5 protein-coding genes and 1 pseudogene are annotated in these 5,996 nt (G+C 73.8%); 3 read left to right on the top strand and 3 right to left on the bottom strand.

Annotated features, from left to right (window positions below):
- A partial coding sequence (locus ABZ646_RS38120) for a trypsin-like peptidase domain-containing protein (protein ID WP_360529742.1) occupies window positions 1-2,275 on the bottom strand: 2,275 nt, incomplete at its 3' end.
- A 542-nt stretch (window positions 2,276-2,817) separates the two neighbouring features.
- Window positions 2,818-3,171, bottom strand: a pseudogene (locus ABZ646_RS38115) (CU044_2847 family protein); the annotation flags it as partial.
- Between the two features lie 233 nt (window positions 3,172-3,404).
- Between ABZ646_RS38115 and ABZ646_RS38110 the strand changes: the two are divergent.
- Window positions 3,405-3,584 (top strand): DUF6104 family protein, encoded by a 180-nt coding sequence (locus ABZ646_RS38110; RefSeq protein ID WP_023586593.1) that lies wholly within the window; start codon window positions 3,405-3,407, stop codon window positions 3,582-3,584.
- Window positions 3,585-3,623: 39 nt separating this feature from the next.
- On the opposite strand, the gene ABZ646_RS38105 is transcribed toward ABZ646_RS38110, so the two are convergent.
- Entirely contained in the window at window positions 3,624-3,791 is a 168-nt protein-coding gene (locus ABZ646_RS38105) for a hypothetical protein (protein WP_360529739.1), read from the bottom strand.
- Between the two features lie 219 nt (window positions 3,792-4,010).
- Here ABZ646_RS38105 and ABZ646_RS38100 point away from each other — a divergent pair, with 219 nt between their 5' ends.
- Both ABZ646_RS38100 and ABZ646_RS38095 read left to right on the top strand, forming a co-directional pair.
- On the top strand, window positions 4,011-4,964 hold the full coding sequence (locus tag ABZ646_RS38100; RefSeq protein ID WP_360529736.1) for a DUF4097 family beta strand repeat-containing protein: 954 nt from the start codon (window positions 4,011-4,013) through the stop codon (window positions 4,962-4,964).
- Between the two features lies 1 nt (window position 4,965).
- On the top strand, window positions 4,966-5,996 hold a 1,031-nt coding region (locus ABZ646_RS38095), incomplete at its 3' end, for a PadR family transcriptional regulator (protein WP_360529733.1).

The raw sequence follows: 5,996 nt of genomic DNA, 5'->3' as shown, positions 1-5,996 counted from the left end.
GCACCACCCCGTACCCGGCCCGGACGATCCGGCCGAGGGCGGTGGCGTCGTCCGGATAGCGCAGGTCGCCCTGGCGGCACAGCACCGGGACGGTTCCGGGCGCGAGGCCGCGCAGCACCGCGACCTCGGACACCGGCCGGCGCACCGCGTCGTCGCAGTCGAGTATCTCGGCCCTGGCCCGGGTTCCGGAGCGCTCGCGCCCGAGGTGCGCGGGGTGCCAGCGGGCCCGGCGGTCGGCAGCCTCGCCGACGCCGCGGAACCCGCCCCCGTCCCCGTGCAGTTCGCCGTCCTCAGGTTCGCCGTCCTCGGGTTCGCCACCCCGGAGTTCGCCACCCCGGAGTTCGCCACCCCGGAGTTCGCCCTCGTACCAGTCGTCCTCGCCGGGCAGTTGGTCGCGGTCCTTGCAGCGGACCACCACCGGCCGTTCGGCGCCGAGCGGCTCCGCGCCCGGCCGCAGCCGCCACCCGTCCACCGGCAGGTCGAGCAGGAGGTGCGGCAGGGCAGCGTGCAGCGGGACGGGACGGCCGGGTTCGTCGCAGCGCCGGAAGGCCTCGGCGAGCGGCCCGGCGACCTGTGCGGCGAGGTCGGCCAGCGGGGCGCCCTGCCCGTCGTACAGCCGAGTCACCTCGCCGTCCGGCCGCAGCACCGCGACCGACCAGTCGCAACGGTCGCGGTTCCAGGCCAGGTGCTCCACTTCGAGCAGGACGGACTGGTCGAGCCCGATGTCACGCGGATGCGCCCGCACCTCCGCGACCACCACTGCCCCAGCCCGGTGCGCCGCTTCTTCGCCCGGCGCTTCCGGCGCTTCCCCGGACCAGTACGGCGGGGCCTCCTCACCCACCACGCTCCCGGCCCGGTGCGTCACCAGGTCGCCGGTCCGGTGCGCCAGGGCCGCTTCGGCCGCCGTTTCCCCGGCCCGGTGCGGCCGGGTCTCCTCCCCCGCCACGGAGCCGACCCGGTGCGTCAGGGGCGCGGGGCCCGTCGTCACCCCGGTCCGGTGGTCGCCACGGTCGCGGCCCGAGCGTTCGCGCGGCCGGTCGCCGAGGTGCTGGGCGCGCCTGCGGGCGAGTTCGCTGCGGTAGTCGCTGTCCAGGCGGGTCGCGGCCTGCCTGATCCACTCCCACAGGGCCTGTTCGGCGTCGAGCACGAAGGGCGTGACGGGGCGCTCGGCGGTCATCACGCGCATCGCGTACTCGGTGACCAGCCGGAGCGCGCCGTCGTGGCGCACGTTCTCGTACAGCGCGCCGAGGCCGTCGCGCCAGCCGCGCGGTGCGGGCGAGAAGGTCGGCAGCCGGAAGCCGGGCAGCGAGTGGAGGATGTCGAGCAGTCCGCGGGTGCTGTCCGGCGGCGGCAGATCGGCGAGCCTGCCGAGCAGTTCGACCCGCTCGTGCGGGCTCAGCGTGCGGCCCGGGCGGGCGCCGAGTTCGGCCTGGAGGTCGGTCCAGGTGGGGCTGCCCGAGTCACTGGGCTGCTGCCGGTCGCGGTGGTGGCGGTCGTGGGCGTGGCAGACGGCCTGGTAGAGGTCGTGCTGGTAGGGGTCGTGGTGGCGCAGGCCGTGCCGGTACAGGTCGTGCGGCCGGACGTACGGCGCCGCCACCGGGAGGGTGCGCAGTCGTTCGATGCCGATGGACGTGCCGCCCGGCCCGTGGTCAGAGCGCGACTTCAGCACGCCGACGACCTCGCCGCGCACCGGGTCGATCACGGGGCCGCCGGAGACGCCGAGCGGCAGCTCGTTCGCGCCCAGGCGCATCTGGGCGCCCGCCGACCAGCCGCCGATGGTGCCGTGCACGGTCAGGAAGCCGTCCAGCGGCTGCGGCCGGCCCTGGAAGGGGGCCCAGCCCGCGTAGAAGACCCGGCCCTCGGTGTAATGGGGCATCGGCCGCTCGGAGACGTACACGCACGCGTGGTCCACCGGCTCGCGCAGCCGGACCAGGGCGAGGTCGGGGGCGGGCCAGCTGCCCTGGACGGGGCCCTCGACCTGCTCCGGGAGGGTCGCCGCGACCTTGCCGGGTACGGCGCGCGGCTCGTCGTAGGGGCCGGGCTGGTAGATCACGGTGACCTCGCCCCCCTCTCCGCCGTGGATCACATGAGCGCAGGTCAGCACCCAGTTGGGTGCGACGAAGAAGCCACTGCCGAGGAACGCCCCGGACTCCTCCGGGGCATACCCGACACCTGTGCGGTGGATGCGTACGGTGGCCGCCGTGACGAGTTCACGCAGCGCATGGTGGGCCGGGTCCCAGCCGCCGGATGCGCCCCCGTCGTACCCGTCCGTCATGCCGCGCCCCCCGCACCGGCCCGTCGAACGCCCCCGTGCACCGAGACGCCACGGGACGCGCCCGCGCGGGGTCGTGAGGAGCCGCGGGCAAAACCACCGGCCCCGTCGCCAGGCACGGCCGCACCACCACCGAACCCCACCTCCGCTTCCCCCGAACCCCCGCTGGACGAACCTCCCGGACCAGCCGGACCACCACCGGACCACGCCCCCGGATCCCCCCGACCACCACCGGACCGCGCCTCCGGGCCCACCGGACCCCCGTCGGGTGAACCTTCCGGACCAGCCGGACCACCGCCGGGCCACGCCCCGGGCCCCCCGGGACCTGCGCTAAACGGACCTTCCGGACCAGCCGGACCACCGCCAGGCCGACCCCCCGCAAGGGACGGGCCACCGCCAGGCCGACCCCCCGCAGGAGGCGGGCCATCTCCCGGCCGACCCCCCGGAGGGGGCGGACCACCGCCCGGCTGACCTCCGGGACCAGCCGGACCACCACCAAGCCGACCCTCCGGACCAGGCGGGCCGTCATCGGGCCGGCCCCCCGGATCAGGTGGGCCGTCTCCCTTCCAGGTGAGGGTCACGGTGATGGCGGCCTTCGCCTCCCCGTCCGCGAGCAGTCCCACGACCTTCCCGGCCTTCGCGGTCAGCTCGATCCCGAACTCGACGCTCACCTCGTCGGGCCGCACGGCGCGCAGCGGCTCGGCGAGCGACCGCGCGACCCCGTTGACCAGCGCGCCGAGGCTCTCGACACTCGCCTCCACCCGTTCGGTCAGCCCGGTGTCCGTGAACGACAACTCCCCCGACGGCACCTCCAGTTCCGCGGCCCCCGAGATCCGCGCCCACACGGGCGTGCCGTCCGGCAACCGCACCCGCGCGATCCGCGTGACGTCCTGCTCCATACCGTTCCCCCGCTCCCCCGTTTCCCCGAGCCCCGTGTGCTCCCTACGCCCTGCCGTTCGTGGTTTCCCGCCCTCTCCGCCCGGGAAGACAACGCCGTTCCCATCCCACGGAGAAAGAGTCCTTCCCCCGGAAGGGGCCCCCTACCCTTCGCCGGCGGCACACCTTCGTCCTCCGCCTAGGCTGGTAGGCGCCCATCACCGGGCATCCACACAGGCATGCAGGAGAGCGACCCATGTACTTCACCGACCGAGGCATCGAGGAACTGGAGAAGCGGCGCGGCGAGGAAGAGGTCACCTTCGAGTGGCTCGCGGAACAACTCCGCACGTTCGTCGACCTGAATCCCGACTTCGAGGTCCCGGTGGAACGCCTGGCGACCTGGCTGGCCCGCCTGGACGACGAGGACGAGGAGTAGGACGACAAGCAGGACGAGGAGCGGAACACCCCGGGTCGATCAGTCCCGGGGCAGCAGCGTCTCGTACGACAGCTCCAGCACCCCGTGCACCACCAGCACCGCCCCCGCCGCGATCCACGGCACACTGCGCCGCCGCGCACCCCAGATCACGGTCGGCAGCCCCACGCACACCTCACCCCACGCCACCCCGGACCGGTCCATCGGCATGTCCTCACGCTAAGCAATTCGTCCCCACATCGCCCGTTGTGCCCCCTCGGCCCTCCCTGCCACCGTCAACCCCACGACGGACCCGTCACACCGAAGAGCGCCTTGACTTCGCGCGACCACGATATATCGTGTTTATGGAAGACGCGATATGGCGCGACCCGTCGGTCGGCATACGCGTCCACGTCCAGCCGCATGCCCGGCCGAGGGAGGGTCCGCACCATGTCCGAGTGGTCCGTCGCTGAACCCAGGAAGCTCACCTTCGACACCCCCGTGAGCGACCTGCACGTCCGCGTCGTCAACGGAACGGTCAACGTCGTGGGCACGGACGAGGGTTCCGCCCGACTGGAGATCTCCGAGATCGAGGGACCGCCCCTGATCGTCACGCACCAGGACGGCACGCTCACCGTGGCCTACGAGGACCTGCCCTGGAAGGGCTTCCTCAAGTGGCTCGACCGCAAGGGCTGGCGGCGCAGCGCGGTCGTCTCACTGACCGTCCCGGCGGACACCCGCGTGGAGGTGGGCGTGGTCGGTGCCGCCGCGGTCGTCTCGGGGATCAACGGCACCTCGGTGGTGAAGGGCGTCACCGGCGACACCACGTTGGTCGGCCTCTCCGGCGAGGTCCGCGCGGACACCGTCTCCGGAAACCTGGAGGCCCAGGCGGTCACCGGCGACCTGCGGTTCAACTCCGTCTCCGGCGACCTGACCGTGGTGGAGGGGTCCGGCTCCGCCGTACGCGCCGACTCGGTGAGCGGTTCGATGATCATCGACCTGGATCCGGACGGCCCCACCGACGTCAGACTGACCAGTGTCTCCGGCGAGATCGCCATCCGGCTGCCGCACCCGGCCGACGCCGAGGTGGAGGCCAACACCGCGAGCGGCACGATCTCCAACGCCTTCGACGGACTGCGGGTGCACGGCCAGTGGGGCGCCCACAAGATCACCGGCCGCCTCGGCGCGGGCAACGGCAAGCTCCGCGCCACCACGGTCTCCGGCTCCATCGCCCTGCTGCGCCGCCCGCCCAAGGAGGACGAGGACGAGAAGTCGGCATGGGAGGCCGCGCCCCCCACAGAACCGACCCCGGCCACCCCGGCCCCGGCCCCCGCCGCCCCCGCACCGCCCCGCGACCCGGCCGACGGGACGACTGACGGTACGACCGACAAGAAGGTGCTCTGACATGCCTCCCGTCTTCGCCCACGGCCGCCTCCGCCTCTACCTGCTCAAGCTGCTGGACGAGGCTCCGCGCCACGGCTACGAGGTGATCCGGCTGCTGGAGGAGCGTTTCCAGGGCCTGTACGCCCCGTCGGCCGGCACCGTCTACCCCCGCCTGGCCAAGCTGGAGGCGGAGGGCCTGGTCACCCACACCACCGAGGGCGGCCGCAAGGTCTACGCCATCACGGACGCCGGCCGGGCGGAACTGGCCGACCGCAGCGGCGAGTTGGCCGACCTGGAGCTGGAGATCCGCGAGTCGGTGGCCGAGCTGGCCGCCGAGATAAGGGCCGATGTGCGGGGTGCGGCCGGCGATCTGCGCCGCGAGGTGCGCGCGGCCGCCTCCGAGGCCCGGCGCGGCAGCTCCGGCACGGGAACCGGCGAGTACACCGACCTGGGGGACAGGGAGTCGTGGCGGGCCGCCAAGGAGGAGATGCGCCGCGTCAAGCAGGAGTGGAAGGAGCAGGCCCGCCGCGCCAAGGACGAGAGCCGCCGGGCCCGTGACGAGGCCCAGCGGGCACGCCGACAGGCCCAGGAGGCCCAGGCACACGCCCGCGCCCAGGCCCAGGAGGAGATGCAGCGCATCGCCCGCAGAGTGCAGGAGCACGTCCAGGACCACTTCGCGCGCGGTGACTGGCCGACGGGGGTCCGCGAGGGCCTGAGCGAGCTCGCCAAGGAGTTCGGGGACTTCGGGAAGGACTACGGCAAGGGGTTCGGCAAGGACTTCGGTTTCGGCCGCCCCGAGCCGGAGCCGGGCACGGGGCCGGACCTGCGCAAGCCGGCCCAGGCACCGTCCCCTTCGCCCGAGTACTCGGACACCCCGGAGGACTTCCCCGCGCAGTACGTCCCGGCGTGGGCGCACGGCGACGAGACCGACACCGGCGACCCGGCCCGTGACCTCGACCGGCTCCTGGACCGCTTCCGCGACGACATCCGGGACGCGGCCCGCGACCACGGCGTCACCCCCGACCAGCTGCGCGACGCCCGCGGCCAGCTGTC

It is taken from the genome of Streptomyces sp. NPDC007162 (genome assembly GCF_040634175.1).
Lineage (GTDB): Bacteria > Actinomycetota > Actinomycetes > Streptomycetales > Streptomycetaceae > Streptomyces.
The sequence above is the reverse complement of the archived record's forward strand: the minus strand, read 5'-3'. Positions and strand labels throughout refer to the sequence as shown.

Coding starts and splice junctions, on each gene's coding strand:
- ABZ646_RS38105 (WP_360529739.1), bottom strand. CDS start 3,791: ATGCCGATGGACCGGTCCGGGGTGGCGTGGGGTGAGGTGTGCGTGGGG.
- ABZ646_RS38110 (WP_023586593.1), top strand. CDS start 3,405: ATGTACTTCACCGACCGAGGCATCGAGGAACTGGAGAAGCGGCGCGGC.
- ABZ646_RS38100 (WP_360529736.1), top strand. CDS start 4,011: ATGTCCGAGTGGTCCGTCGCTGAACCCAGGAAGCTCACCTTCGACACC.